This window comes from Luteococcus sanguinis, from assembly GCF_039527675.1.
Classification (GTDB): domain Bacteria; phylum Actinomycetota; class Actinomycetes; order Propionibacteriales; family Propionibacteriaceae; genus Luteococcus; species Luteococcus sanguinis.
Window position 1 is genome coordinate 82,409 of record NZ_BAAAKI010000013.1, and the last position, 25,371, is coordinate 107,779.

The 25,371-nt window shown below is 69.0% G+C and carries 24 protein-coding genes and 1 pseudogene; 8 read left to right on the top strand and 17 right to left on the bottom strand.

Annotated elements, in window-relative coordinates; all coding sequences use genetic code 11:
• The first annotated feature begins 14 nt into the window (after positions 1-14).
• The 3 genes and pseudogenes from ABD089_RS09635 to ABD089_RS09645 all read left to right on the top strand — a co-directional run.
• Positions 15-1,433 carry a purine-cytosine permease family protein gene (locus tag ABD089_RS09635; RefSeq protein ID WP_343886146.1) on the top strand — a complete coding sequence of 473 codons (1,419 nt, stop codon included), beginning with the start codon at positions 15-17 and terminating at the stop codon, positions 1,431-1,433.
• Positions 1,434-1,482: 49 nt separating this feature from the next.
• On the top strand, positions 1,483-2,016 hold the full coding sequence (locus tag ABD089_RS09640) for a DinB family protein (protein ID WP_343886147.1): 534 nt from the start codon (positions 1,483-1,485) through the stop codon (positions 2,014-2,016).
• A gap of 69 nt (positions 2,017-2,085) precedes the next feature.
• A pseudogene (locus ABD089_RS09645) lies at positions 2,086-2,481 on the top strand (GNAT family N-acetyltransferase); the annotation flags it as partial.
• A gap of 230 nt (positions 2,482-2,711) precedes the next feature.
• Here ABD089_RS09645 and ABD089_RS09650 read toward each other — a convergent pair.
• Genes ABD089_RS09650 through ABD089_RS09670 form a run of 5 tightly spaced genes read right to left on the bottom strand, consistent with a single transcriptional unit; the run spans position 2,712 to position 6,457 of the window.
• Positions 2,712-3,059 carry a DUF2200 domain-containing protein gene (locus ABD089_RS09650; protein WP_343886148.1) on the bottom strand — a complete coding sequence of 116 codons (348 nt, stop codon included), beginning with the start codon at positions 3,057-3,059 and terminating at the stop codon, positions 2,712-2,714.
• Entirely contained in the window at positions 3,056-3,844 is a 789-nt protein-coding gene (locus ABD089_RS09655; protein WP_343886149.1) for a dienelactone hydrolase family protein, read from the bottom strand. The genes ABD089_RS09650 and ABD089_RS09655 overlap by 4 nt, the downstream gene beginning before the upstream one ends.
• Positions 3,845-3,851: 7 nt before the next feature.
• Positions 3,852-4,703 (bottom strand): tyrosine-protein phosphatase, encoded by an 852-nt coding sequence (locus ABD089_RS09660; RefSeq protein ID WP_343886150.1) that lies wholly within the window; start codon positions 4,701-4,703, stop codon positions 3,852-3,854.
• 42 nt (positions 4,704-4,745) lie between these two features.
• On the bottom strand, positions 4,746-5,381 hold the full coding sequence (locus tag ABD089_RS09665) for a LuxR C-terminal-related transcriptional regulator (RefSeq protein WP_343886152.1): 636 nt from the start codon (positions 5,379-5,381) through the stop codon (positions 4,746-4,748).
• Positions 5,378-6,457: a sensor histidine kinase gene (locus tag ABD089_RS09670; RefSeq protein ID WP_343886153.1), complete on the bottom strand. Its 1,080-nt coding sequence runs from the start codon at positions 6,455-6,457 to the stop codon at positions 5,378-5,380. The genes ABD089_RS09665 and ABD089_RS09670 overlap by 4 nt, the downstream gene beginning before the upstream one ends.
• 144 nt (positions 6,458-6,601) lie before the next feature.
• Here ABD089_RS09670 and ABD089_RS09675 point away from each other — a divergent pair, with 144 nt between their 5' ends.
• A complete protein-coding gene (locus ABD089_RS09675) occupies positions 6,602-7,612 on the top strand; it encodes an ABC transporter permease (RefSeq protein ID WP_343886154.1) in 1,011 nt (336 codons plus the stop codon).
• Positions 7,612-8,256, top strand: coding sequence for an ABC transporter ATP-binding protein (locus tag ABD089_RS09680; protein ID WP_343886155.1), 645 nt, complete (start codon positions 7,612-7,614; stop codon positions 8,254-8,256). The genes ABD089_RS09675 and ABD089_RS09680 overlap by 1 nt, the downstream gene beginning before the upstream one ends.
• A gap of 44 nt (positions 8,257-8,300) precedes the next feature.
• Here ABD089_RS09680 and aspS read toward each other — a convergent pair whose 3' ends face one another.
• Entirely contained in the window at positions 8,301-10,175 is a 1,875-nt protein-coding gene (gene aspS, locus ABD089_RS09685) for an aspartate--tRNA ligase (protein ID WP_343886156.1), read from the bottom strand.
• A gap of 117 nt (positions 10,176-10,292) precedes the next feature.
• Between aspS and ABD089_RS09690 the strand changes: the two genes are divergently transcribed.
• Entirely contained in the window at positions 10,293-11,099 is an 807-nt protein-coding gene (locus ABD089_RS09690; RefSeq protein WP_343886157.1) for an aminoglycoside phosphotransferase family protein, read from the top strand.
• 79 nt (positions 11,100-11,178) lie between these two features.
• Here the strand turns inward: ABD089_RS09690 and hisS are convergent, their stop codons facing one another.
• Together hisS and ABD089_RS09700 are read right to left on the bottom strand one after the other, a co-directional pair.
• A complete protein-coding gene (hisS, locus tag ABD089_RS09695; RefSeq protein WP_343886158.1) occupies positions 11,179-12,519 on the bottom strand; it encodes a histidine--tRNA ligase in 1,341 nt (446 codons plus the stop codon).
• Positions 12,519-13,217, bottom strand: a complete 699-nt coding sequence (locus tag ABD089_RS09700) for an MBL fold metallo-hydrolase (protein WP_343886159.1) — start codon at positions 13,215-13,217, stop codon at positions 12,519-12,521. The genes hisS and ABD089_RS09700 overlap by 1 nt, the downstream gene beginning before the upstream one ends.
• Between ABD089_RS09700 and ABD089_RS09705 the strand changes: the two genes are divergently transcribed.
• Positions 13,210-14,520 carry a DUF349 domain-containing protein gene (locus ABD089_RS09705; RefSeq protein WP_386769638.1) on the top strand — a complete coding sequence of 437 codons (1,311 nt, stop codon included), beginning with the start codon at positions 13,210-13,212 and terminating at the stop codon, positions 14,518-14,520. The two genes, ABD089_RS09700 and ABD089_RS09705, sit on opposite strands and share 8 nt — an antisense overlap.
• A gap of 116 nt (positions 14,521-14,636) precedes the next feature.
• Here the strand turns inward: ABD089_RS09705 and ABD089_RS09710 are convergent, their stop codons facing one another.
• The 7 genes from ABD089_RS09710 to ruvC form a co-directional block, all read right to left on the bottom strand.
• Positions 14,637-16,991 (bottom strand): RelA/SpoT family protein, encoded by a 2,355-nt coding sequence (locus ABD089_RS09710; protein WP_343886161.1) that lies wholly within the window; start codon positions 16,989-16,991, stop codon positions 14,637-14,639.
• A gap of 1 nt (position 16,992) precedes the next feature.
• Entirely contained in the window at positions 16,993-17,556 is a 564-nt protein-coding gene (locus ABD089_RS09715) for an adenine phosphoribosyltransferase (protein ID WP_343886162.1), read from the bottom strand.
• 2 nt (positions 17,557-17,558) lie between these two features.
• On the bottom strand, positions 17,559-18,743 hold the full coding sequence (gene secF / locus ABD089_RS09720; RefSeq protein ID WP_343886163.1) for a protein translocase subunit SecF: 1,185 nt from the start codon (positions 18,741-18,743) through the stop codon (positions 17,559-17,561).
• A complete protein-coding gene (secD, locus tag ABD089_RS09725) occupies positions 18,743-20,320 on the bottom strand; it encodes a protein translocase subunit SecD (protein ID WP_343886289.1) in 1,578 nt (525 codons plus the stop codon). The genes secF and secD overlap by 1 nt, the downstream gene beginning before the upstream one ends.
• 144 nt (positions 20,321-20,464) lie before the next feature.
• Positions 20,465-21,499: a Holliday junction branch migration DNA helicase RuvB gene (ruvB, locus tag ABD089_RS09730; RefSeq protein ID WP_343886164.1), complete on the bottom strand. Its 1,035-nt coding sequence runs from the start codon at positions 21,497-21,499 to the stop codon at positions 20,465-20,467.
• 10 nt (positions 21,500-21,509) lie between these two features.
• Entirely contained in the window at positions 21,510-22,115 is a 606-nt protein-coding gene (ruvA, locus tag ABD089_RS09735; RefSeq protein WP_343886165.1) for a Holliday junction branch migration protein RuvA, read from the bottom strand.
• On the bottom strand, positions 22,112-22,669 hold the full coding sequence (ruvC, locus tag ABD089_RS09740) for a crossover junction endodeoxyribonuclease RuvC (protein ID WP_343886291.1): 558 nt from the start codon (positions 22,667-22,669) through the stop codon (positions 22,112-22,114). Before ruvC ends, ruvA begins: the two co-directional genes overlap by 4 nt.
• A gap of 59 nt (positions 22,670-22,728) precedes the next feature.
• Between ruvC and ABD089_RS09745 the strand changes: the two genes are divergently transcribed.
• Entirely contained in the window at positions 22,729-23,334 is a 606-nt protein-coding gene (locus ABD089_RS09745; RefSeq protein ID WP_343886166.1) for a trimeric intracellular cation channel family protein, read from the top strand.
• 144 nt (positions 23,335-23,478) lie between these two features.
• On the opposite strand, the gene ABD089_RS09750 is transcribed toward ABD089_RS09745, so the two are convergent.
• The gene (locus tag ABD089_RS09750; RefSeq protein WP_343886167.1) at positions 23,479-24,276 is read right to left on the bottom strand and encodes a YebC/PmpR family DNA-binding transcriptional regulator; all 798 of its coding nucleotides are present in this window, start codon (positions 24,274-24,276) and stop codon (positions 23,479-23,481) included.
• A gap of 73 nt (positions 24,277-24,349) precedes the next feature.
• On the bottom strand, positions 24,350-25,351 hold the full coding sequence (locus tag ABD089_RS09755; RefSeq protein WP_343886168.1) for a GNAT family N-acetyltransferase: 1,002 nt from the start codon (positions 25,349-25,351) through the stop codon (positions 24,350-24,352).
• Between the last annotated feature and the right edge of the window lie 20 nt (positions 25,352-25,371).

Below are 25,371 nucleotides of genomic sequence, written 5' to 3' on the forward strand. Positions count from 1 at the left end.
CACAGTTGGCAGACGTGTCCACCACCACGATCGAAACCCACGGCATCGACGTCATCCCCGAGCACGCTCGCAAAGGACGTCCGCGCAGCCAGTTCTGGCCCTGGGCGGCCGGCAACATCCACGTCCTGAGCATCTCCTGGGGCGGTTACCTGCTCGGGTACGGACTCTCGTTCTGGCAGGCGCTGGTCATCTCGCTGCTCTCGGTCGTGGGCTCCTTCGCCCTGGTCGGGCTGGTCTCGCTGGCGGGCCAGCGCGGCTCGGCGCCGACGATGGTGCTGTCTCGGCGGGTCTTCGGACGCTGGGGCAACATCCCCGCTGGCATCGTCGGCTACCTGCTCGTGGTCGGCTGGGAGATCGTCCTCACCTCACTCGCGGTGCTGTCGACCGCAACGGTGGCCGAACGGCTGGGCCTGCACGCGGGGACGGGTTTCATGGTGGCGGTGCTGCTCGTGATGGAGGCCATCGTCGTCGGCCTGGGCGTGCTCGGCTTCGACGCGATCATGGCCTCCCAGAAGTGGATCACCTCCGCGGTCATCATCGTCAGCCTCGTCTACCTGGTGCTCGCCCTGCCGCACGTCCGGTGGGGTGCGCTGCAGTCGCTGCCCTCGGGTGGCGCCAGCGCCATGATCGGCGCCGCGGTGATGGTCTTCTGCGGCTTCGGCGTCGGCTGGACCAGTTGCGCCGCCGACTACTCCCGCTACCTGCCCCGGAACGCGTCCCGCTCCAGCCTGGTCGGGTGGACCACCCTGGGCGGCACCGTTCCGGTGGCAGTCTTCATCGTCTTCGGGTTGCTGCTGTGCGGGTCCGACCCGGCGCTGATGGCCGCGATCGTGGACGACCCGATCGGCGCGCTGACCAACATGTTGCCCCTGTGGTTCGTCGTCCCCTTCTGGCTGGTCGCGGTCACCGCACTGGTGGCCGGGGCTGTCATCGACATCTACTCCTCTGGTCTGGCGCTGCTCGCGATCGGGGTCCGGCTGCCGCGCTGGTCGACCGCGCTGGTGGACGGCGTGCTGGTGCTCGCCGGGGTCGTGCTGGTGGTCTGGTTCTCCCCCGACTTCCTCACCCCCTTCGAGGGTTTCCTGACCACCTTGGGGGTCCCGCTGGCGGCGTGGACGGGCATCTTCGGTGCCGACCTGTTGGTCCGCTGGCGCGAGGGCTACCCGGACGAGCAACTCTTCGATCGCGCTGAGGCGGTCCGGTGGCCGGCGTTGCTGGCGATGCTCGCCTGCTGCGTCATCGGCTTCGGCCTGGTCACCAATGTCTCGGCCGGCTGGCTCGACTGGCAGGGCTACCTGTTGGGTCCGCTGGGCCTGGGTGGCCGGACGGGTGCCTGGGTCGCCTCGAACATCGGCGTGCTGGTCGCGCTGGTGCTGGCCTTCGCGGCGGGACTCCCGATCGCGATGCGGGCCGCCCACGATGACATCGCCTGAGGCAGGAAATCCCTCACCGCCTCGCCACAGTGGCCGCTAACGTGTCGCCATGACAACCCCCCTGCCCGAGATCGGACTGGCCAGCAGCGAGCGCACCACGCTGGATGAGTTCCTGGACTTCTACCGCGCTGTCGCCCGCCGCAAGGCCGAGGGCCTGTCGGACGAGCAGTTGCGCCAACGCCTTCCCGGACACCCGTCCACCATGAGCATCGGCGCGATCATCAAGCACCTCGCCAGCGTCGAGACCTGGTGGGCACGCGGCTGCTTCGCCGGGCTCGACGTCGAGGAGCTGGACGAGCCCTGGCGCACTGGCTGGCAGCAGACCGAGGGCGACTGGGAGTGGGAGGCAGAAGGCGATCGCGCCGCCGACCTGTTGGAGTGGTTCGACCGGGCGGTGGCGAACGCCCGGGTGACCTTCGCCGCCGCGGACCTGGACGCGCTGGGGGTTCGCGCGTCCCGCGAGCCCGGCGAGGGCAGCTACAGCCTGCGCTGGATCCTCGTGCACCTGATCGAGGAGTACGCCCGCCACGTCGGCCACCTGGACCTGCTGCGTGAGCTGGCCGACGGGGCCATCGGCGACTGATTGGCGTCGGCCGTCACCCAGCCGAGAACCTGTGGTGCCCGCCAGGCTGGGGCCGCTAGCCTCGCGTCCATGATTGCGCTGACCCGTCTGGACCCCACTGGCACCGACCGCGAGGCCCTGGTCCAGTTCATCGTCAAAAACCAGTGGCCCTTCCATGTCCTGGTCCGACGCACCACCGATCAGGTGCGCGAGTCGATCGACCAAGGCGCCTACCGCGACGACACGTGCGACACCTATTGGGTCGAGCACGACGAGCTGGGACGAATCGGCATCATGCGTTTCGAGGACCTCGACGATCCCACTCCCCTGTTCGACCTCCGGCTTGCGGAGGAATTCCGGGGACGGGGTCTCGGCGTCGAGGTGCTGCGCGCTGCCACCGACCATGTCTTCACCGCCATGGAACACGTCCACCGCTTCGAGGGGCACACCCGCGCGGACAACCTCCCGATGCGAATGACCTTCGAGCGTGCCGGCTGGGTGCAGGAGGCTCACTACCGGCAGGGCTGGCCCACCGGTGATGGACGCCACCTCGACAGCGTCGCCTACGCCGTGCTGCGGTCGGACTGGGAGAACTGCACGCGGACTCCCGCCCATCTCGGCTGCTGGCACCCTGACCCCGTGTGCCGAGCTTCATCATTGGGGAAACTGCGCTCCACCGGTGGTAGGCGAGTTTCCCCAACGATTCACGGCTCGATTCAAGAGCGCTTGATGGAGGCGATCTTCTTCCCGCGAGCCAGCTCGTCGACGACCTTGTCCATCCAGCGGATCTGCTGCATCAGCGGGTCCTCGATCTGTTCGACGCGCATCCCGCAGATCAGACCGGTGATCTTGTCGGTGTTCGGGTTCATCGCCGGTGCCTTGGCGAAGAATTCCCGCAGGGTCCGTCCGTCATCGACGGCGTCCTGCAACCCGGCCTCGTCATAGCCGGTGAGCCAGCCGATCAGGTCGTCCAGCTCGGCGCGCGTCTTGCCCTTGCGCTCGACCTTCGTGACGTACAGGGCGTGGATGTCGCCGAAGGGGTAGTTGAAGACCCGCTCGCTCACCGAAGAGGCTCCGCAGGGCCCGGCGCATTCACCGGCTCCGCCGGATGGTGCTCATACAGCCAGGTCAGCGTGGTCTCCCAGGCCCCCTCGCTGGACACCTGGTGGTGGAAGAGCGGGTTCGGGTTGTCGAAGGCGTGCCCGGCACCCGGCCACGAGCAGAACTCGGCATTGTCGCCGGTGGTGACCACCTCGGCGATGTGGCGGGCCTGCGCAAAGGGGATGTAGGCGTCCTTCTCCCCGAAGTGGTGCAGGGACGGGACGTCGACGACCGGGATGGTGTCCACCAGCTGGGGCAGCGCGGAACCGTAGTAGCTCACCAGCGCGTCGGGGGCGACGGGCGCCTGCACCCCGGAAGCCGCCGCATAGGCCAGGCCGCCGCCGTAGCAGAAGCCCATCAGGCCCACCCGGCCGCCGGTCTCGGCGTGCGTGCGCAGGGCTGCGACACAGGCGCGGATGTCGGCGACCGTGTCGTCCCAGGGGTTGGCGCCCATCATCTCCGTCGCCTTCGGGAGCGCGTCCGGTTCGTCGTCCCCCACGACTCCCCCGCCGATGCGCCAGTAGAGGTTCGGGACGAGCACCGTCCAGCCCTCGTCGGCCAGGTCGGCCGCGCGCTGCAGGATGTAGTTGGAGACGCCGAAGATCTCGTGCACCACGACGATCCCGGCGCCGTGGCCGAGCTCGGGCAGGAAGAGCTTGGCGGGAATCGCCCCGTCGGCGACCTCGATGGTCTGCTCGGTCATGGTGACGTTGGTCTTGGCCTGCCAGGCGCGGGGAACGATGCTCACCGGGGCATCATGCCTTGTCCGCGGCCGCGCTGTCGACGGCCGCGCTGTCGACGAGCTTGGTCACCAAGGCCTCCTGGTCGGCATCGGTCCAGCCGTGGGCGCGCAACCACCCGTCCACTCCCCCATAGGTCTGGTCCACGGCGTCCAGCAGCATCTCCATCGTCTCGGCCGGGGTGGTCTGGTCCTTGATGGTCTGGCCTGACAGGTCGGCGGCATAGGTGCGCGAGGTGGACAATCGCTCGAAGATCTTCTCGATCACCTGGTTGGTCGCGTCGTAGTCGGCGATGACGACCTCGCGGGGGACGCCGACGGCCGACAGCGCGAGTGCGGTGATCGTCCCGGTGCGGTCCTTGCCCGCGGCGCAGTGGACGACCACCGCGCCGTCCGCGGCGGCAATGGCACGCAGGGCGCGGATGACATTGTCGGGACGGCGGTCCAGGTAGCCGAGGTAGTGGCGGGCCAGGTGTTCCTCGTGGCCATTCTCGGCGCGGGAGGCGCCGTCCCAGGTGCCCTGCCAGGGAAAGACGGGATCGTTGGAGTCGTCATCGTCGTCCGGGATGCCCGTCTCGTCGGACTCCTCCGGGTACATGGTCAGCTCGTGGAAGCTGAGGCCGGGCTCGTCGGCCAGCGGGCCGGGGCCAGTGGAGACGCGCTCCACGTCGGTGCGCAGGTCGACGATGTCGGTGACGCCCAAATCGTCCACGACGCGACGGACCGACTCGGGCGACAGGTCCTGCAGGTTGTCGCTGCGCAGGTAGGTGTTTGCGCGGATGCGTCCGCCGGTGGCCACTGGCTGCCCACCCAGGTCTCGCATGTTCACGACGCCGGGCAGGGTGATCCAGGTGGGTTCGTAGGCCATGCGCCCAACCTACAAGGGGCTGTGGAACAGCCGGTGAACGGGTCAGCGCACCAGCCGACGACGGCGTCCCTCTGCCACGGCGGCGGTCCGGTTGTCGACTCCCAGCTTGGCGAACAGGTGGGCCAGATGGGTCTTGACGGTCGACTCGCTGATGAACAGTTCCTTGGCCAGTTGCCGGTTGGACGCCCCCTGCGCCAGTGCCGCCAGGATCTCCAGTTCGCGGGGGCTGAGTTGGTCGTCGGGACGGATCGCGCGCGCCACCACGCGTGCCTGCACCGACGTCGACAGGGCCGGGCTGGTGGGCTCGGCGCGTTCGATCGCGGCGACCAGTTCCTCGACCGGGGAGTCCTTGAGCATGTAGCCGGACGCGCCAGCGGCCAGGGCGTCGAGGATGTCTGCGTCCGCGTCGAAGGTGGTCAGCACCACCACCCGGACGTCGCGGTGGCGGGCCAGGATCGTCCGGGTGGCGGCGACCCCGCCCTCGCCGGTGCCCAGGTTGAGGTCCATCAAGACGACATCGACGCCCTCTTCGGTGGTGACCAGCCGGTCGATGAGCGCGACGGCCTCGGCGGCGGTGCCAGCCTCTCCTGCGACCTGGATCCCCGGACGGGCGGACAGCAGCGCGACCAGTCCCCCGCGGACGATGGCATGATCGTCGACGACCGCTACGCGCGTCATGCTGCCTCCTGCGGAAGCACCAGGCCGACCGTGGTGCCAGCGCCTGGCTCCGACTCCACCGACAGGGCGCCACCCGCCGACTCGACGCGGCGCCGAAGGGCCCGCAGGCCGAAACCCGTGCTGGTGGCCGGGTCGAAGCCTCGTCCGTCGTCGGCCACGTCGAGGGTCACCTCGTCCGGCAGATGGGTCAACGTCACCACGCAACGGCTGGCCGCGGCATGCCGGACGACATTCGACAGCAGCGAGCTGGCCGCGAGCACCAGCAACTGCGCCCGTTCGGTGGCCAGCAGCCTTTCGACACCCTCGACCCGGCACTCAACCTGTACTGGCTGGCCCATCGCGGTGGCCTGTCGTCCAGCTGCCGCGGCGGCCGCACGGACGCGGTCGGTGACCGTGGAACCCTCGTCCCCGGCTCGGACGATGTCCCGGGCGACGGCGAGGTTCTCTCGAGCGGTGCGCTCGATTTCTGGCAGCACGTCAGCGCTACCCTGTCGGGCCAGCAGCACGATGGCGTTCAGACCCTGCGCGATGGTGTCGTGCACCTCGCTGGCCAGCCGTTCCCGCTCCTGCACAGAGGCACGCGTCAGTGCGTCGGCCCGCAGCCACGCGACCACACGGTGAACCCCCACGGCGAACAGGGCAGCCAGGGCCGGCCCGAGCAGTGCGCCGAGTGTCCAGGGGCCACCGCGCAACAGGGGCAGGGCCCCGCACCAGACCACCATCATGGCCACCAACAGCAATGACCACGGCGCCGCGACGATGAACAAGGCGAGGAAGAACAAGGGGAAGGCCAACCAGACGAAACCCTGTCCGCTCAGGCAGGCGATCGTCCACACCAGCACCAGGGCGGTGATCCAGACCAGGCCCGCACGACGGTCCCGGGCCCGGGACGGCCGTGATGCCTGCCAACCGATGCCGCCGGCATAGACGATCGCAACCGCCGCCGCAGACGCCCACACTCGCGCCCGGTGGTCGTCGGAGAGACTGACGACGACGCCCACGCCGAGCAGCACCACGAAGGCGGCATGCATCGCGCGGCGAACCAAGGCGCCGGCGGACTCGGGGTGGGCGTACATCCCGTTCAGCCTAGGGCCGGGCGTGCGCCGGGCGCGAACGCTGGGCATCGTCCGTTTTGATGATCCCGACGACGTCCCTTCGACGGCGGGGACGGTCCGGGAGCGCCGATGGCGCTGGCGGTGCTGGCGGCTGGACTGGTTGCCATGTTCCTCGCAATCCGTGACATTCGCTTCGCCAGGGGACGATTCGCGCTGATGACCACCGTCGTCGCGCTCGTCACCGTGCTGCTCGTCCTGCTGTCGTCCCTCACCCGTGGCCTCGGTGCCCAGAACACGTCCGCGCTCGACTCCTTGCCCGGGCAGTCGGTGCTCCTGTCTCCCACCGGCGACCAGATCTCCTGGGACGACTCGGTGATCGAACCCGCCACCGTCACCCGGCTCACCGGCGCCCAGCCCGTCCGACCCCTGGTCGTGACCCGCGCTCGGATGGAACTGGACGGACGGACCGGTTCGGTCGTCGTGCTGGGCAGCGATGCAAACCACCCGGCCGGGACCGTGGCCTTGGGTCGGAGCACTGCGGAGGACCTCGGCGCCGAGGTTGGCTCGACCCTGGAGCTCAACGGCACGCGCCTGCGGGTCGCAGCCGTGGACGACGACCTGTCCTGGTCGCACCAAGCCGTGGCGTGGACGAGCGTCGCGGACGCCAATGCCATCGGCCACCTGCCCGCCGGACAGGCCACTGCGCTGCTCGTCGATGGCGACGTCGAGCTGACCGGCTCCGGCCTGGTCGAACTCTCCCGTACGGACGCCATCGCCGCCCTGCCCGGCTACTCGTCCGAGCACGGTTCGCTGGTCACCATCCAGGGCTTCCTGTACGGGGTCAGCGGACTTGTGGTGCTGGCCTTCCTGAGCGTCTGGACGGTGCAGCGGACGCGCGACATCGCGGTACTGCGCGCGCTGGGCGCCACCCGGCGCTATGTGCTGGGCGACTCGCTCGGCCAGGCAGCGCTGCTGCTCGCCGCCGGGGTGGCACTCGGCAGCCTGTTCGGTACTGGCCTGGCGTTGCTGGCGGCCCGCGCCGTGCCCGTCCTGGTGGCGCCGGGCACCACCGTCGTCCCCGCCCTCGGCGTACTGGCAGTCGGGCTGCTCGGGTCCGTGCTCGCCACCCGCCGCGTCACCACCGTCGACCCCCTGCTCGCCCTTGGAGGCAACTGATGCTCACCCTGTCCGATGTCACCGTCACCCGCGCCGACGGTCCGGTCCAGCGCACCATCCTCGACCGCGCAGGCCTCCAGGTCGCCGCGAGTGAACTGGTGGCCCTGGTCGGCGCGTCTGGTTCCGGCAAGTCGACCCTGTTGGCCGTGGCCGCTGGTCTCGTGACGCCCGATTCCGGGACCGTGAACGTCTCGGGGCGGTTGGGGCTGGTCTTCCAGCAGGCCAATCTGCTGGCACCGCTGACCGCCACCGAGCAGGTGCTGTTGCCGCTGCACGTCGCCGGCACCAGGGGACGTGCGCTCCGCGATGCCCGTCCCAAGGCCCTGGAGCTGTTGGACCGCGTGGGGCTGGGTGGCCTGGGAGATCGACGTCCGCACCAACTCTCCGGCGGGCAGCGCCAGCGGGTCGCACTGGCCCGGGCTCTGGTCGTCGATCCCGAGGTGCTGTTGTTGGACGAGCCCACTTCCGCTCTGGACGCGGAGGCCGGGAACGCGGTTCTCGATCTTGTCCGCGAGGTGACCGACGAACGCAGCCTGGCGACCCTGCTGGTCACCCACGACCGCGAACTGGCGCGCCGCGCCGACCGGATCGTCCAGATGGACCAGACACATCAGTCCCCCGCGGGTCACATCAGTCCCCGTTGACGGGGACTGATCCGGCCCTTGGGGGACTGATCCGTGCGGGAGGGTCAGCTGGCGTCGGCCGGCTGGGCCTTGGCCTCGGCGGCCTCGGCCTTATCCGCCGACTTCTCGTCCTTCTTGTCGTCCTTCTTGTCGTCCTTCTTGTCGTCCTTCTTCTCGGGCTTGGCGTCGACGCCGGCTTCCTTGCGCTGCTTGTCCGTGATCGGCGCGGGCGCCTGGGTGAGCGGGTCGTAGCCATTGCCGGTCTTCGGGAAGGCGATGACGTCGCGGATGGTGTCGAAGCCGCCGAGCAGCATCACCAGACGGTCGAGGCCGAAGGCGATGCCACCGTGCGGCGGGGCGCCGAACTTGAAGGCGTCCAGCAAGAAGCCGAACTTCTCCTGCGCCTCCTCCTCGCCGATGCCCATCACGGAGAACACCCGCTCCTGCATGTCGCGACGGTGGATACGGATCGAGCCACCGCCCACCTCGTTGCCATTGCAGACGAAGTCGTAGCCGTACGACAGGGCCGAACCGGGGTCGGCGTCGAAGGTGTCCCAGAACTCGGGCTTGGGCGAGGTGAAGGCATGGTGGACGGCGGTCCACTTGCCCTCGCCCAGCGCCACGTCGCCCGACGCGGTCGCGGCGGCGGCCGACTTGAACATCGGCGCGTCGACGACCCACAGGAAGCTCCAGGCGTTCTCGTCGATCAGGCCGGTTCGGCGTCCGATCTCCAGACGAGCGGCACCCAGCAGTTCCTGGGAGCTCTCCCGCTCGCCCGCGGCGAAGAAGATGCAGTCGCCGGGGCTGGCGCCGGCCGCCTCGGCCAGGCCCATCCGCTCGGTCTCGGAGATGTTCTTGGCGACGGGGCCGCCCAGTTCGCCGTCCTCACCCACGGTGACGTAGGCCAGGCCCTTGGCGCCGCGTTGCTTGGCCCACTCCTGCCAGGCGTCGAACTGGCGACGTGGCTGCGAACCGCCGCCGGGCATGACGACCGAGCCCACGTAGGGGTTCTGGAAGACGCGGAACGGCGTGTCAACGAAGAATCCGGTCAGCTCACGGATCTTGAGGTCGAAGCGCAGGTCGGGCTTGTCGGAGCCGTAGTTGTCCATGGCGTCGTGCCAGGTCATCCGGGGCAGCGGCAGCGGCATGTCGACGCCGATCAGCTTCCAGCAGGCGGCCATGACGGCCTCGCCGAGCGCGATCACGTCGTCCTGGTCGACGAAGCTCATCTCGATGTCGAGCTGGGTGAACTCGGGCTGGCGGTCGGCGCGGAAGTCCTCGTCGCGGTAGCAGCGCGCGATCTGGTAGTAGCGCTCCATGCCGGCCACCATCAGCAGCTGCTTGAACAGCTGGGGGCTCTGCGGCAGCGCGTACCAGGAACCAGGAGCCAGACGGGCCGGCACCAGGAAGTCGCGCGCGCCCTCGGGCGTCGAGCGGGTCAGCGTCGGGGTCTCGATGTCGTAGAAGTTCTTGCCGTCAAGCACATTGCGGATCGCGGACGTGACCTTGGAGCGCAGCACAAGCGCGTCGTGCTGGCGCTGGCGGCGCAGGTCCAGGTAGCGGTACTTGACGCGGGCGTCCTCACCGACGGTGATGCGCTCGTCGATCTGGAAAGGCAGCGTCGCGGCGGCGTTCAGCACCGACAGTTCACGGATGGCGACCTCGACCTCGCCGGTGGCGATGTTGGGGTTGATGTTCTCATCCGTGCGGGCGTCGACGACGCCGGTCACCGTGATGCAGAACTCATTGCGCAGGTCGTGGATGCCTGCCTTCTCGAGGTACTCGTCGCGGACGACGACCTGGCAGATGCCCGAGGCGTCGCGCAGGTCGATGAAGGCAACGCCGCCGTGGTCGCGCCGCTTGGCGACCCATCCGGCGAGGGTGACGGAGGTACCGACGTCGGCCTTGGACAGGGTCCCGGCCTCATGGGTGCGCAGCATGCAGCTATTCCTTTCTGAGGCCACGCATAGACGGTGCGCGGCCTGACGGGTGTGCCGCACCAGACTAGGCCATCGCGGCGACGCCACTGCCCGGTTGTCGGGCGGCACACTGGAGCGATGGACGCGTTCACCCAGCTGCTCTCCGACTGGCAGCTCACCTGTGCTGGTGAGCTGGTGCATGGACGAGCGCTGGTGCAACCCGTGCGCACCGTGGACGGACGTCCGGCGGTGCTAAAACTCGCCTCCCCCGAGGGTTGGCATGCCGGACAGGTGCCGGCCTTGAAGGCATGGGCCGGTGACGGGACGGTCGAGGTGTTGCGCGCCAAGCCGTCGATCGGGGCCTTGCTGCTGGAGCCCCTGGACGTTGAGCGGCTGCCGCAGGACCCGGAATTGACGGCGGTGGCTGCGTTGTGGGGGCGGCTGCACCGTCCGGCGCCCGCCGCGCTCCCCCGGTTGTCCGACCTGGTGTCGCCCGTCCTCGATCGGTTGCACGCCGACCCGCGCGGGGCTGGGGTCCCGCCGCGGCTGGCCCAGCAGGCGGTGGTCACCGGACGACGGCTCCTGGACGATGCGCCGGCGGCAGTGGCGCTGCACGGTGCCTTGCGCGCGGAGCACCTGGGACGGCGCCGGGAGGGAGAGACGGTGGCCCTTGCACCGCTGGGCTTGGCCGGGGATCCCGACGCGGAGGCCTTCGGCGTGTTCGACGCTGCGCCCGGGAGCGCCGCCCTCCTGCAGGAGCGCTTCTGGGCGTTGGTCGACGCCCTCGGTGCTGCCGGCGTCGAGGCGGACGAGCGACGCCTGCGCGACTGGACGGTCGTCCTCGCCATCGTCACCGCGTCCGGGGCAAACGACTCGTCGCGGGTGACCCAGCTCGTCAGCCTCGCCAAGGCCGTGGGCGCCATCCAAGTCGATCACGACTGGTGACGCAGCCCAGCCCAACCCAGCCCAGCCACGGTCCCCGGGCTCGAACCACGGTTCGAGACCAGGCTCGAGGAACGGCAGCTCAGCCCTGGAAGCTGACTCCAGGACGCAGGTCCTCGCGCGGGGGCTCCCAGGAGGATGCGTCGGCGTCGACCTGGTCGCCGGAGCGGATGTCCTTCACCTGGCCGGACATCCCACCGAACCAGACGAAGGGGATCCCGCGCCGGTCGGCGTGCTTGATCTGCTTGCCGAACTTGTCTGCCCTGGGCGCGACCTCGCACGGGATCCGACGCTCACGCAGGGCGGCCGCGACCTCCTCGGCCACCTGGCGCGTCGCCTCGTCGTCCACCGCGACCAGCACGGCGGAGGGCACCGAACGGTTCGCCGTGAGCTGCCCCTTGGTGATCAGCGGACCGAGCAGGCGCGTCACACCGAGTGAGATGCCGACGCCCGGGAAGGTGATCTTTCCGTCGCTGGCGAGTGAGTCATAGCGTCCGCCGGAACTGATCGAGCCGAGCTTTTCGTGGCCCACCAGCTCGGTCTCGTAGACCGTGCCCGTGTAGTAGTCGAGGCCCCTGGCGATCTTGAGGTCGGCGACAATGCGCCCCGGAACCCGCCTGTTGGCGGCCAGGACGACCGCGCGCAGCGACTCCAGACCCTCCTCCAGCATCGGGTGCTCGACGCCGAGGGCCCGCACCTGGTCGACGAAACCGTCGTCAGGGGTGCAGATGCCGGCCAGCGCGACGCACTTGCGCGCAACATCCTCGGCCAACCCCAGCTCACCGGTCAGCAGCTCCACGACAGCGTCGCCACCGATCTTGTCGAACTTGTCGACCCGCTGCAGCACCTCGAGGGTGTCCTCGATGCCGAGCCCACGGTAGAAGCCCTCGGCAAGCTTGCGGTTGTTGACGTGCATCAGCGCCTGGGGCAGTCCGAGCTCGGCGTGCATCCGCTCCAGCGCGGCCAACATGACGATCGGCGCCTCGACGTCGAAATGCTCGGCCAAGGTGTCCTGCCCGACGATGTCGATGTCGGCCTGGCAGAACTCGCGGTAGCGGCCCTCTTGCGGACGCTCACCACGCCAGACGTGCTGGATCTGGTAGCGGCGGAAGGGGAAGGCGAGGTGGCCGGCGTTCTCCAGCACATAGCGCGCGAAGGGCACGGTCAGGTCGAAGTGAAGGCCCAGGTCGTCCGACTTCTCGGAGGCGGCATCGTCGGCGTGCAGGCGCCGGACGACGTACACCTCCTTGGTGATCTCGCCCTTGCGGGTGAGCTGCTCCATCGTCTCAACCGCGCGGGTCTCGATCGGCGCGTAGCCGTGCAGCTCGAAGGTCTCGCGCAGGATGTCGAGGACGTACTGCTCGGCGATCCGGCCGGCGGGGAGGAACTCGGGGAAGCCGGAGATCGGCTTGGGGCGTGCCATCAGTTGTCGCTTTCCATGAGCTGGGCCAAGGTGCCCGGCTGCAGGTAGGGGTTGTTGGCCCGTTCGTGGGCCATCTGGGTGGCCGGGCCATGACCCGGAAGAATGTAGCTCGCATCGTCGAGCCCGAGCACCACATTTTTCAGGGTGCGCACCATCGTCGCCATGCTGCCGCGCGGCAGGTCGGTGCGTCCGATCGATCCCGCGAACAACACGTCTCCGGTGAAGGTGAGCGGACCTTCCTCGGCCTGGGCGCCCAGCAGGACGCAACCGGGGGTGTGGCCGGGGGCATGCAGCACGTCGAAACCGATGCCGGCGAGCTCAAGACGCTGGCCGCCGACCATCTCCTCCACCCGGCGCGGCTCGGCGAGGCGCGTACTCCCCATCGTCTCGACCATCAGCTCCATCATCTGCGCAGAGACCGCGAGGGAGGGGTCAGTCAGCAGCTCACGGTCGTCTGGGTGGATGTGGACGGGGATGTCGTGGGTGTCAGCCACCAGTGCGGCCTCGGCGACGTGGTCCAGATGGCCATGGCTGGCGACCACGGCGACAGGAGTCAACCGATACTGCTCCAGCGCCCGCTTCACACCAGCAGCGGCCTCCATGCCGGGGTCGATGACGACGCACGTGGCGCTCTCGGCCTCGGCCACCAGGTAGCAGTTGGTCTGGAAGGGTCCGGCTGGAAATGAGGCGATGAGCACGCAGCGAAGACTATCGGGCAAGATAGGCACCATGAGCGAATCTGCAGGGCCGAACTCGTTCGGTCAGGACCAGGGCGTGCAGCAGTTCGGGCGCGTCGAAGCCGATGGAACTGTCTACGTGATCACCGCCGAGGGTGAACGTCGCGTGGGCCAGGTGCCCGACGTGACACCGGAGGAGGCGATGGCCTTCTACGTCCGGCGCTACCAGACGCTCGAGACGGAGGTTGGTCTGCTCGAATCGCGCGTGAAGTCCGGGGCCTTGGGCCCCGAGGAGGCCCGCAAGTCGATCGAGGCGCATCGCAAGGCCGTCGCAGACGCCAATGCGGTCGGTGACCTGGCCTCGCTGGCCGCCCGCCTCGACGCCCTCGCCCCCGCGCTGCACGAGCAGGCCCAGGCCCGCAAGGCCGAGAAGGCTGCCGCCGCGCAGGCCGCGAAGGCCGAGAAGGAGAAGATGGTCGCGGAGGCCGAGAAGCTGGCCGCTGGCACCGATTGGCGCGGTGGGGTGAACCGTTTCCGTGCCCTGCTGGACGAGTGGAAGGCGCTCCCCCGCATCGACCGCGCCACCGACGACGAGCTGTGGCACCGCTTCTCGTCCGCCCGCACCACCTACACCCGTCGCCGCAAGGCCCAGTTCGCCGAGCAGAACACCAAGCGCGAGAGCGCCAAGAAGGCGAAGGAAGACATCATCGCCGAGGCGCGCGAGCTGGCCGACTCCACCGACTGGGGCCCCACCGCTGGCGCCTTCCGTGACCTGATGACGCGCTGGAAGGCCGCCGGTGCGGCTCCGCGCAGCGATGATGACAAGCTGTGGGCCGAGTTCCGCGGCCTGCAGGACCAGTTCTTCGCCGCCCGCAACGGCGTGATGGCCGAGCAGGACGCCGAGTTCATGGGCAACCTGACCGCCAAGCAGGAGTTGCTGGACGCCGCTGAGCCCGACATCCTGCCGGTCACCGACCTGGCCGTGGCTCGCGCCAAGTTCCGCGACTTCCTGACCAGGTTCAACGAGTTGGGCAAGGTGCCGCGAGACTCGATCCGAGCGCTCGACAGCCGCGTCCGCGCGATCGAGAACGCGATCAAGGATGCCGAGGCCGAGGAGTGGCGCCGCACCGACCCGGAGGCCCGCCAGCGCGCCGCCGACACCGTGGCGATGTTCACCGGCCAGATCGAGAAGCTCAACGCCCAGGCCGACAAGTTCGAGGCTGCTGGCAATGCCAAGAAGGCCGCCGAGACCCGCGCGTCGATCACGACCTACCAGTCCTGGCTCGACCAGGCACAGAAGGCCCTCAACGAGTTCAAGGCCTGATTTTGTAGGACTTTGCCTTCAGTTTGGCCACGAAGAGCCCTGTACCCTGACGTGGGTGCGGGGCTCTTCGATCTTGCCCTGAGCCAGCGGGGGCGATGAGCCAGCGGGGAGCACTGTCACTGCTTGACGCGGTAGACGTCGTAGACGCCCGGCACCTTCCGCACGGTGTTCAGCAGGTGCTCCAAGTGGGTCGGGTCGCCGGCCTCGAAGACCAGCTTCACCTTGAACACCCGGTCACGATGGCTGGACGCGGTCGCCGAGGTGATGTTGACCTTGAGGTCGCTCATCACCCGCGTGACATCCGACAGCAGGCCGTGGCGGTCCAGGCCCTCGATCTGGATTGCGACCAGGTAGGCCTGCGCGCGGTTCTGCGCCCACGCGACGTCGACGATCCGCTCGGGGGTCTCCAGCAGGTTGGACGCATTGGTGCAGTCGCGGCGGTGCACCGACACCGCCCCCTCACGGGTGACGAAGCCGAGGATCTCATCTCCGGGCATCGGGGTGCAGCACTTGGCGAGCTTGGTCCAGGTCGAGGTGTCGCCGTCGACCAGCACACCCGTCTCGCTGGACGACTGGTTGCGAGGACGTCGGGTCTGGTGCAGCGGGGCGTCCTCGAGCCCCTCCTCGGCGACCTCCTCCGGACCACCGGCGAGGTTCACCAGGCGCTGGACGACGTTCTGCGCGCTGACCGTCCCCTCACCAATCGCGGCGTACAGGGCGGTCGCGTCGGCCAGCCGCAGCGAGTCCGCCACGGCGGTGAGGTAGGGGGCGGTGAGCATCCGCTGCATTGGCAGGCCGGACTTGCGCAGCTGGCGGGCCAGCTCCTCGCGTCCGCGCTCGATGGACTCCTCGCGGCGTTCCTTGCTGAACCAGGCCTTGATCTTCTGCCGCGCCCGTGGGGAGACGACGAAGTTGAGCCAGTCCCGCGAGGGGCCGGCGTGCTCGTCCTTGCTGGTGAGGATCTCGACGACGTCGCCGTTGTTGAGTTGCTTCTCCAGCGGCATCAGACGTCCGTTGACGCGGGCGCCGATGCAGCGCTGGCCGACCTGGGTGTGCACCGTGTACGCGAAGTCGACGGGCGTGGCGCCGGCGGGCAGCGCGATGACGTCGCCCTTGGGCGTGAAGACGTAGACCTCGGTGGAGTTGATCTCGAAGCGCAGCGACTCCAGGAACTCTCCCGGGTCGGCCTCCTCCTTGCTCCACTCGTTGAGCGAGGCCACCCAGGACAGGTCCGCGTGCTCCTGCCCGCTGCCCGACCCGCCACGCAGTTCTTCCTTGTACTTCCAGTGCGCCGCAACACCGTACTCGGCCTTGCGGTGCATCTCGTGGGTGCGGATCTGCAGCTCCACCGGGCGCCCACCGGGGCCGATCACCGTGGTGTGCAGCGACTGGTACATGTTGAACTTCGGCATCGCGATGTAGTCCTTGAACCGCCCGGGCAGGGGGTTCCATCGCACGTGCATGACGCCCAGCGCGGCGTAGCAGTCGCGCTGGTTGTCGACCAGGATGCGCAGGCCGACCAGGTCGTAGATCTCGCCGAACTCGCGACCTCGCACGACCATCTTCTGGTAGATCGAGTAGTAGTGCTTTGGACGTCCGTAGACGACAGCCGGGATGCCCGCCTGGGCGAGGTCGTCCTTGACCTGCTCGATGACGGTTCGCAGCTGGCGTTCGCGCTGCGGGGCATGTTCGGCGACGAGGTGGACGATCTCGTCGTAGACCTTGGGGTTCATGGTCGCGAAGGAGAGGTCCTCCAGCTCCCACTTCACGGCATTCATGCCGAGGCGGTGCGCCAGCGGCGCGAAGATCTCGAGGGTCTCCTTGGCGATCCGGAACTGCTTGTCGGGCCGCAGGAAGCTCAGCGTCCGCATGTTGTGCAGGCGGTCGGCGAGCTTGATGACGAGCACCCGGATGTCGCGGCTCATCGCGACGACCATCTTGCGCAGCGTCTCCGCCTTGGCCGATTCGCCGTAGGTGATCTTGTCGAGCTTCGTGACGCCGTCCACCAGCGCGGCGACCTCGGCGCCGAAGTCGGCGGTCAGCTGCGCGAGCGTGTACGAGGTGTCCTCGACCGTGTCGTGGAGCAGCGCCGCGACCAGCGTCGGCTCGGTCATGCCGAGCTCGGCCAGGATCGTCGTCACGGCCAGCGGATGGGTGATGTAGGGGTCACCCGACTTGCGGAGCTGCCCGCGGTGGTAGTGCTCGGCGGTGTTGTAGGCGCGTTCCAGCAGCGCGAGGTCGGCTTTGGGATGGTTGGCCCGAACGACGGTGAACAGCGGATCCAGCACGGCCGCGGAAGGCGACTTCTGGGTCGCACCGAGGCGGGCCAGCCGCTGACGCATCCGCAATCGCGGTTGTTCCGGGCCAGAGGAGAAGCGGTCGAGCGCAGCGGAGTGGGGGCTCCCGGGGGTTGCGTCCCCGCTTCCATAGGGCCCGTACAGGCCCTGCTCCTGCCCCTGGCTCGCCGTCACGTCAGCCTTCGACCGTGCAGATGGTGCTGAAGGAGTCGATGCCGGCGGCGTCCAGCGCCTTGCGTCCGTCGAGGAAGGCCAGCTCCATCACGACGGCGACGTGCACCAGCTGGACGTCCAACTGGCGCAGCAGGCCTGCGGTTGCCCCGATCGTGCCGCCGGTGGCCAGGACGTCGTCCACGACCATCACGCGAGCGCCCGGCTTGATCGCGTCCTTGTGCACGGTGAGGGTCTCGTGGCCGTACTCGAGCGCGAAGGACTCCTCGAAGACTGGACGGGGCAGCTTGCCGGGCTTGCGGACGGGCACGAAACCCGCGCCCAGTTTCAGCGCCACCGGCGCGGCGAAGATGAAGCCACGGGCCTCCATGCCGACCACCACGTCGATGTCGCTGGGGGCATGCGCGGCGATCGACTCGACCGCCGCTTCGAAGCCCTCCGGAGAGGCCAGCAACGGAGTGATGTCCTTGAACATGACGCCGGGCTTCGGGAAGTCGGGGACGTCGGTGATCAGGGACTCGACGAGCGCCCGGCCCTGGGCTGCCGCGGTGTGTGCAAGATCAAGCATGGTCACTTCTTTCGGTTCGCACGAGTGCTGCGGGGCGGCTGGCGACGATCGCCGACGAGGGTTCCCAGGGGCGCGGTTCCCAAGGGCGCGGACGCGACCCCGGTGTCACCCGCGACCGCGGCCGTCGCATCCCCGATCTTCGCACGTCCGCGCGCCTTCTCGCTGCGACGCGCAAGACGTTCCCGGTGGGCCTTCATGCCCGGCTCGCGCTCCTTCAGCAGCGCGAGCAGCGGGGTCGCGATGAAGATGGACGAGTAGGCGCCCGCGACCATGCCGACGAACAGGGCCAGGCCGAGGTCGACCAGCGGACCGCCGTGCAGCCAGAACAGGCCAGCGGCCAGCAGCGCCGCGACCGGGATGACGCCGATCAGCGTGGTGTTGAGCGAGCGGACCAGCACCTGGTTGACGGCGGTGTTGGCCGCCTCGGTGTAGCTGCGGTTCTGGCTGGTGAGGCCGTGCACGTTCTCCTTCACCTTGTCGAACACGACCACCGTGTCGTACAGGGAGTAGCCAAGGATCGTCAGCACGCCCGTCAGGGTCGCGGGGGTGACCGTGAAGCCGGCCAGGGCGTACACGCCGACGGTGAGGATCAGGTCGTGCAACAGCGCCACGATGGCGGCGATCGACATCTTCCAGTCCCGGAAGTAGGCCCAGATCATCGCCATCACGAGCAGCACGAACACCACCAGCGCCTGGATGGCCTTGTTGGTGATCTGCTTGCCCCAGGAAGCGCCGATCAGGGAGTAGGTGACCGACTCATTCGTCGTCCCGGCCTCCTTGGCGATGGCGCTGCGGACGGTCGGAACCTCGGCGGCCGTCAATGAACGGGTCTGCACCCGGACGGTGTCATTGCCGACCGTGAGCACCTGGGTGCCCTCCAGGTCGGGCAGGCCGGTGGCGTCCACGGCCTCGCGGTAGTCCTGCACCGTGGTGTCGCTGATTGCGGCGGGCGCGGAGAAGTCAGCGCCGCCACGGAACTCGATGCCCAGGTCCAGGCCACGGAACCCCAGCGCGCCGAGCGAGAGGGCCAGCAGCAGGCCAGAGACGAGGAACCAAGTCTTCCAGCGGCGGACGAACTCGAAGCTGACCTCGCCGGTGTACAGCCGGTGGGTCAACGAGTTCTTGCGCGCCTTCGTGGTGCCGGCTCCGTCGTCGCGGGTCGGCTCGGTCTCGAGTGGGGTGCTCATCACGCCTCCTCGGCGGCGGAGGTGGTGGACGTGGTGCGGCGGCGCGAGCTGCCAGCGCGTGAACTGGCGCGGGTGCCCCTTGCGCGGATGCCGAGCAGCGAGGCCCGGGAGACGCCCATGTGGTCGGCGTCCAGACCGGAGAACTTGCGTCCCTCGCCGAAGTACTTGGTGCGGCCCAGCAGCGTCATCAGCGGCTTGGTGAACCAGAAGACGATTGCGAGGTCGATCAGTGTCGTGAGACCCAGAGTGAAGGCGAAGCCCTTCACTGCACCGACCGCGAGGAAGAACAGCACCACGGCCGACAGCAGCGAGACCATGTCGGCGATGACGATCGTCGAGCGCGCCTTCTGCCAGCCCGTCTCGATCGCCGTCCGCAGGCTGCGTCCATCGCGGATCTCGTCGCGGATGCGCTCGAAGTAGATGATGAAGGAGTCGGCGGTGACGCCAATCGCCACGATCGCGCCGGCGATGCCGGGCAGGTTGAGCGCGAAGCCCAACGCCGGGCCGAGCAGCGTCATCGCGCCGTAGGTGACCAGCGCGGCGACGGCAAGCGATCCCACCACCACGATCGACAAACCGTGGTAGTAGACCAGCGAGTAGAGCAGCACCAGGCCGAGGCCAATGGCGCCGGCGATCAGGCCGGTGCGCAGCTGCTCACCGCCCAGGCTGGGCGAGACCGTCTGCACCTCGGAGACGTCGAAGTTCAGCGGCAGGGCGCCGTACTTGAGGACATTCGCGAGATCCGTGGCGGTCTGCTGGGTGAAGTTGCCGGAGATCTGCGCCTGGCCATTCGGGATCGCCGACTGGATGGTGGGGGCGGAGGTGACCTTGCCGTCCAGGACGATCGCGTTCTGGTTCATCGGCGCGGTCTTGCTGACCAGCGCTGCGGTGAGGGTGCCGAAGTCGGAGGTGCCCTTGGAGTCGAAGACGAGGTTGACCACCGGCTGGATGCCGTTCTGCGGGATGCCAGCGGTGGCATCGGTGACGTGGCTGCCCTCGATCGCGACCGGGCCGAGCAGGTACTTGTACATGCCGGTGTCGTCACAGGTGATCAGCGCCTGGTCGAGCGAGTCGGTGACCGGGTCGGTGCACTTGTAGGCCGCGAAGTCGGTCTGGTCGGTGGCGGTGGGCTCCCAGGCCATCACCTTGTCCAGCGCCAACAACTTGTTCGTCCCCTTCGGACGAGCCTTGGCCGGGGCGGTCGGCAGACCCGGCGTCGCGTTCAGCGAGGCGGAGGCCGACGGCGTGGCGCTGGGCGAAGCGGCAACCTGCTCCATCGCGTAGACATTGCGGAAGTTCAGCTTTGCCGTCTTGCCGACCATGGCGATCAGCTGGTCCGACTGGACATTCGGGACGCTGACAACGATGTGCTGGTTGCCCTGGGTGGTCACCGAGGCCTCACCGACGCCCAGACCGTCGACGCGCTGCTGGATGATCGAGCGGGCCTGTTCCAGGTTCTCCGCCGTCACCGCCTGCCCCGTGTCGGTGGACGCCGTCAGGGTGATGGTCGAACCGCCTGCGAGGTCCAGGCCCAGGCGCGGAGTGTGCGCCTTGGCCGGGAACATCAGCGCGTACATGGCGGCCGTGACCGCGAGGAAGATCGCCAACGTCCGCACCGGGTGCGTCCGGCGCGGCGTGGTGGGTGCTGAACTGGCCACTGTCGTCAAATTCCTTGGTAGGGAGTGCCCGACACTGGGTACGGGCTTCGCAAGACTACCCAATCACGCCGTGAACAGGTCCGGCGCCTCAGCGCGGGGGTCGGCGGGCGGCACCAGGCCGAGGTGTTGCCAGGCTGCCGGGGTCGCGACGCGGCCGCGCGGGGTGCGCATCAGGAAGCCCAGCCGCACCAGGAAGGGCTCGGCCACCTCCTCGACCGTCTCGGTCTCCTCCCCCACGCTGATCGCCAGCGTCGACAGGCCGACGGGCCCACCAGCGAACTTGGTGCAGATGGCGTTCAATACCGCCCGGTCGAGTCGGTCGAGACCCAACGGGTCGACCTCATACAGGCGCAGCGCCTCGTCGGCGATCGTCTGGGTGACCACCCCGGCGTGACGCACCTGGGAGTAGTCGCGCACGCGGCGCAGCAGCCGGTTCGCGATGCGCGGCGTACCGCGCGAGCGCAGCGCGATCTCGCGGGCCGAGTCGTCGTCAAGGTCGACGTGCAGTACGCCAGCAGAGCGGTGGACGATGTGCTCCAGCGCCTCGGGGGCGTAGAAGTCGAGGTTGGCGGTGAAGCCGAAGCGGTCGCGCAGTGGGCCGGGGAGCAGGCCGGCGCGGGTGGTGGCGCCCACCAGCGTGAATGGTGGGATCTCGATCGGGATCGCGGTGGCGCCGGGACCCTTGCCCACGACCACGTCGACGCGGAAGTCCTCCATCGCGAGGTAGAGCATCTCCTCCGCAGGTCGGCTCATCCGGTGGATCTCGTCCAGGAAGAAGACCTCGCCCTCCACCAAGCCGGACAAGATCGCGGCCAGGTCACCCGCGTGCTGGATCGCCGGACCGGACGAGATGCGCAACGGAGCGCCCATCTCGGCGGCGATGATCATCGCGAGCGTGGTCTTGCCGAGCCCGGGCGGCCCGGAGAGCAGCACGTGGTCTGCGGTGGTCCCGCGGTGACGGGCGGCGGCGAGCACCAGGCCCAATTGGTCGCTGACGCGGGGCTGGCCCTCGAACTCGTCCAGCGTGGATGGACGCAGTGCCGCCTCGACGGCGCGTTCCTCCGGTTCGGCGTGCGGGTCGACGGGTGAGTGCTCCACGGCGGCAACCCTACTTGCGGGCCAGCGAGGCCAGCGCCGCGCGCATCAGGACGGCGATGGAGGTCTGCGGGTCTTCCTCGACGAGGTGTTCGACGCCATCGCACGCGGCCTCGGCGTCGCGCGCAGGCCAGCCCAGGCCCATCAGACCCTCGGTGACCTGTTCGCGCCACTGCGCGGAACCGGTCCCGGTGGCGGTGGGCACGGCCACGGCGCCGAGGGCGTTGACCTTGTCCTTGAGCTCGATGACCATGCGCTGGGCACCCTTGCGTCCGATGCCGGGCACCTTGCACAGCGCCGTGAGGTTCTCGCTCGCGATCGCCTGGCGCAGTTCCTCGGGCGACATGACCGAGACGACGGCCTGCGCAATCCGCGGGCCGATGCCAGAGGCCTGCTGCACCAGCTCGAAGCAGTCACGCCCCTCGGCGTCGTCGAAGCCGTAGAGGGTCATGGAGTCCTCGCGGACGATCATGGACGTGTGCAGCGTCGTCGTGGCGCCCAGCCGGACCCCGGCGCAGGTGGCCGGCGTGCACTGGGACCGCATCCCGAAGCCGTTGACATCCAGGACGACCCAGGTGGCGCCGACGGCGGTGACAGTTCCGGTGAGGTGGCTGATCATACGGTCCCCTGCTTCTTCTTGATCGACGTCCAGCTGGCGCGCTGCTTGTGGCTCTGGGCCGCCGCGACGGCCTCGGCGTAGCGGTTGGTGGCCGGTCCGCGCCACACATGGCAGATCGCCAGCGCCACCGCGTCGGCGGCGTCGGCGGGTTTCGGAGGCTCCGACAGCCGGCAGATCCGGGCCACCATCGCGCCCACCTGGGCCTTGTCGGCCCGTCCATTGCCGGTGATGGCGGCCTTGACCTCGCTGGGGGTGTGCAGCACCACGGGGATGGAGTGGCGCGCCGCCACCAGCATCGCGATGCCGGCGGCCTGCGAGGTTCCGGTGACCGAGTGCAGGTTGTGCTGGGTGAAGACGCGCTCGACGGCCATCGCGTCGGGACGATAGGTGCGCACCCACTCCTCGATGCCGGTCTCGATGGCCAGCAGGCGATGGGCATGGTCCCTGTCGGCGGGGGTGCGGACGACACCGACGGCGGTGAGTTCGACGCGGCGCCCCGCATCGGCGTCGACGACACCGATGCCACACCTCGTCAGCCCGGGATCCACCCCCAATACGCGCACGCGCCCTCCTCGAATAGGCGTTCGAAAGACTACTCCACTAGCCTTGCCCGGTGCTGTTCGTGGAGTTGCTCGGAGTGTTCGCGTTCGCCCTCTCAGGAGGCCTGGCCGGGGTCCGTCGCCGCTTCGACATCTTCGGCATCCTCGTGCTGGCCGTGCTCACCGCTCTGGGCGGCGGCATGGTGCGCGACGTGCTGCTGGGCATCACTCCCCCGCGCGGCATCAGCGACCTCAACCTGATCGGAACGGCGCTGGTCGGTGGCCTGGTGACCTTCTGGTTCTCCGGGACGCTGGCTCGCGCGCGCCGGGTGATCCTGGTGGCGGATGCGCTGGGTCTGGGTGCCTTCGCCGTCACAGGTGCCGCTGTGGCCATCGAGGCGGGGTACCCGGGTGTGGAGGCCATCGCGGTGGGCATGATCACCGCCGTCGGCGGCGGTGTGCTGCGCGACGTGCTGTCCGGTCAGGTTCCCAGCGTCTTCGGGCGCGAGCTCTACGCGGTCCCCGCCCTGCTGGGTGCGCTGCTCACCGACTGCGCCCACCGATTCGGCTGGTTCAACGGGTTGGTCCAGTGGATGCTGGTGCTGCTCGTCTTCGGCCTGAGGGTGCTGGCGCTCAGGTTCTGCTGGAAGACGCCGCTGCCCCGCCGTCTCGAGCACTGACACCCACCCAGCCCGGACCCACCCAGCCCCGACCCACCCAGCCCCGACCCACCCAAGCCGGACCCACCCAGCCAGGAAGACACCCGTGGGTGGGCCCACCCGCGTCATTCGCGAGCAGACCCACCCACGGGTGGAAGCCTCAGGTCACTCTGCCTCGAGCTGCGCCCGGACCTCGTCGTTCAGTGCGGCGTTGTGGTAGACGTTCTGCACGTCGTCCGACTCCTCCAGCGCGTCGACGATCTTCTCGACCTTCTCGGCCACCTCGGCCGAGTCGATCTCCTGGTCGAAGGTGGCGCGGAAGGCCACCTCCGCGGAGTTGTAGTCGATACCTGCGTCCTGCACGGCCTTGCGGACCGCGACCAAGTCGTTGGGGTCGCAGATGAGCTCGAACTCGTCGCCCTCATCGTTGATGTCCTCGACATTGGCCTCGAGCGTGGCCTCCAACAGGTCGTCCTCGGTGATCTCCCGGGTGGCCGCCTTGCGACCCTCGCTCGGCGCCTCCTGCGTCTTGGCGACGGTGACGACGCCCTTGCGCTCGAACAGGCGCTGCACGGACCCGCCGTCGGCGATGGTGCCGCCGTTGCGGGTGACCGCGACGCGCACGTCGCTCACCGCGCGGTTGCGGTTGTCGGTCAGGCACTCGATCAGGATGGCGACGCCGGCGGGGCCATAGGCCTCGTACATGATCGTGTCGTAGTTGACGGCGTCGGCACCGACACCCGAGCCACGCTTGACGGCGCGGTCGATGTTGTCATTGGGGACCGAGGTCTTCTTGGCCTTCTGGATCGCGTCGTAGAGCGTCGGGTTTCCGCCGGGGTCACCGCCACCAACTCGTGCTGCCACCTCGATGTTCTTGACCAGCTTGGCAAACAGCTTGCCGCGCTTGGCATCGATGACAGCCTTCTTGTGCTTGGTGGTTGCCCACTTGGAATGCCCGCTCATGGACCAGTTCCGCCCTCTCCTGGATTACTCGGTCTGCCGCTGGCGCGCCGGGCGCGTCCGCAGCGGGACAATGCTAGCCGGTCACCCGCAGGCCGTAGAGCACCACCGAGTCCCCGGCCACGTAGCCGAGGTGTTCGTACAGGCCCAGCGAGGTCTCCGGATCCTCCGTGTCGACGCCCAGCCCGGCACCCGCCAGGCCCTCGTCCCGGAAGGAGCGCATGGACGCGACCAGCAGCACCTCGCCGAGGTGGTGGCGTCGCCACATCGGGCGCACGCCAAGCCGGTCGGTCCAGCCCTCGCCGAGCCCGTCGTACTCCCCCAAAGAGTTCAGGGCGTAGCCGACGACCTGCTCGCCGTCCATCGCCACCCACGACCATTGCGGACGTGCTTCGGCGCGGGCCAAGGAGTCCTCCCACTGTCTACGGTCGACCTCGGTCGTCCCACGGCGGGTGGCGAAGGCCTCGTTGTGGGCGGCGCGCACCTGCTCGCTGAGTACCGGGTGGAAGGGAACGACCTGGACGGGTGTCACGGGCGGCACCGGGGGCAACGGCGTCGGGGACCCGTCGTCGCCGACCAGCGGACGGTGCAGGTCGGTGCACCAGCGCTCTGCGCTGAGCCCGGCGTCCAGCATCAACTGGACCAGGCCGGTGTTGCGGGTCTCGACATGGGCGCCCGTCCACAACGGCTCGCGGAGCTCGACGCCTGGTTCGAAGGCGAGTTCGCTCGCCAATTCGCGCGCCCGCTCGACCTGCCAGGTGAGCAGGTGGGTGCCGATGGCCTTGTGCCGCCAGGCGGGGTGCACGCCGCCGGTGAGCCAGACGCGCGGGCGACCCTGGGCCACGCCGTGTACCTGGTTCCAGCCGTAAGCGACGATCGTCCCGCCCTTGTCGCGGCCCACCACACCATCGCGGGAGGGTTCGCCGGCGCCACGGAACTCCGACTCGAGGTCGGCCAGCGAGACCTGTTCCATCGGGTCGTCGAAGTACTCGATCGCCTCACACAGCTCGGCCAGCTCGGCGAGGTCGTCGACGTTCAGAGGGGACCAGTCGAGGGTCGCCTCGACGTAGGGATCCATGGCTCAGCGCTCCACGGTGG